The organism is Pyrinomonadaceae bacterium (genome assembly GCA_036277115.1).
Lineage (GTDB): Bacteria > Acidobacteriota > Blastocatellia > Pyrinomonadales > Pyrinomonadaceae > UBA11740.
Window position 1 is genome coordinate 1 of the sequence record DASUNM010000017.1, and the last position, 1663, is coordinate 1663.

Genomic DNA, 1663 nt, shown 5'->3' on the forward strand with positions numbered 1-1663 from the left:
CCTGGATTATTCATGGAAGTCGGCCAAAATAAGATGACCATCGGGCCCAAGATCTGTGGTATCAAGATGTTGCGAGACATTCATGAGACCGAGATCTCGGAGGACCGATGGTCACACAGTGTTCTACCCCGTTTCTCTTCCAGTTTCAACCCCGCATCGCCCTCGACTTCGACGGTGGTGCCCTCAGCAGTGACGCCGGCCTGATCGTGTTGCGCGAACTCGATGAGCGGCTGAGACTGACCCGAGACCTCGAAGGACTCCTGGAGGACAGTCGGGATGCCCGATATGTCCAACACAGCAGCGCAGAGATGGCGCGACAGCGCCTCTATCAAATCGCTGCCGGCTACGAGGATGCCGTCGATGCCAATCTGCTGCGCAAGGATCCGACCCTGCGGTTGCTTGTCCATCCCGAGCGTCCCGAGGGGGCTCTGGCGAGTCAGCCGACCTTGTCGCGTTTGGAGAACCGGGCGAGTTGGAACGATGTGAGGCGGCTGGCTGATCTGTCGCTGAAGTGGTTCCTGCGCCATGGGACTCGACTGCGGGAGGCAGAGACTCAAGAGATTCTGCTCGATGCCGACTCCACTGAGGACCCCACCCATGGTCAACAGCAGTTGGCACTCTTCCATGGCAAGTATGGTACTTACATGTACCAGCCGTTGTTGATTTTCGAAGGCAGGACAGGCTACCTTCTCGCGTCGCGTCTGCGGCCTGGTACTGTCCCCGATGCCGAAGGCATCTTGCCCGAACTCAAGCGTCTCGTGCCCCAACTGCGCAAGCGTTTCCCCAAGGCACCCATCCGTTTCCGCGCCGATGCCGGCTTCAGTGCTCCCGGTTTGTACGACCATCTCGAAGCCGAGAGCATCGACTATCTCATCGGCATCCCGGCACACACCTGCTTCGAGCCTTGGCTGACTCCTCTGCTGGAGCGGGCTAAGCAGCGATTCGCCGATACGGGCGAGCCGGTGCGGATCTTTTCCAGTTTCCGTTATCAAGCCCGCAGATGGCCCCGGCGCCGCAGGATTCTGGTCAAGGTGGAGGTCAATCCCTTGGGTACGAATGTGCGCTGCGTAATCACCAACCGGTACGGGCGCGCCGCCGAACTGTTCGCCCTCTACCAAGGTCGGGGAGAGGTCGAGAATCGGATTGACGAGTTGAAAAATGGCTTGAAGGCCGACCGGCTCAGTTGCTCTCGCTACCGAGCCAATGCCTTTCGCCTGCAATTGCACAGTCTGGCCTATAACTTGATGAACTTCCTTCATCATGCCCTTCGCGGAACTGATCTGGCTCGGGCAGAGACCTCGACGCTGCGGCTCAAGCTCTTCAAGATAGCGGCACGGGTCCATGTCAGCACTCGTCGGATCTGGTTTCACCTGTCGAGCTCTTGGCCCTTACGGTCACTCTTCTACGAGGCTCTGGAGGCCGTTCGACGATGCGAACCCTTGCCTGCCTGAGCACCAAGCCGACCCTCGACGACTCTCCCAGCAGACATCATGGGCAAAGTGTGTCTTGAATCCGAGAATCGGCCTTCATTGCTCTACCGCACGAAGCAGGAATTGGCGCCAAGACCTTTTTCTCGACACCAAAACCGTCAACCGATAGCTCCCAAGGTCCCATGGCCGGAAAAATCCTTAAAGACAGTAAGGTTCATGAATAATCCAGGTTA

The 1663-nt window shown here is 58.1% G+C and carries 1 protein-coding gene; it reads left to right on the top strand.

Annotated features, from left to right (window positions below; genetic code table 11):
- The first annotated feature begins 107 nt into the window (after positions 1-107).
- The gene (locus VFX97_04200) at positions 108-1451 is read left to right on the top strand and encodes an IS1380 family transposase (GenBank protein ID HEX5702401.1); all 1344 of its coding nucleotides are present in this window, start codon (positions 108-110) and stop codon (positions 1449-1451) included.
- Positions 1452-1663: the final 212 nt, after the last annotated feature.

What these genes read in the sequence shown, in the direction of transcription:
- VFX97_04200 (HEX5702401.1), top strand. Translation starts at nt 108, where the DNA reads ATGGTCACACAGTGTTCTACCCCGTTTCTCTTCCAGTTTCAACCCCGC.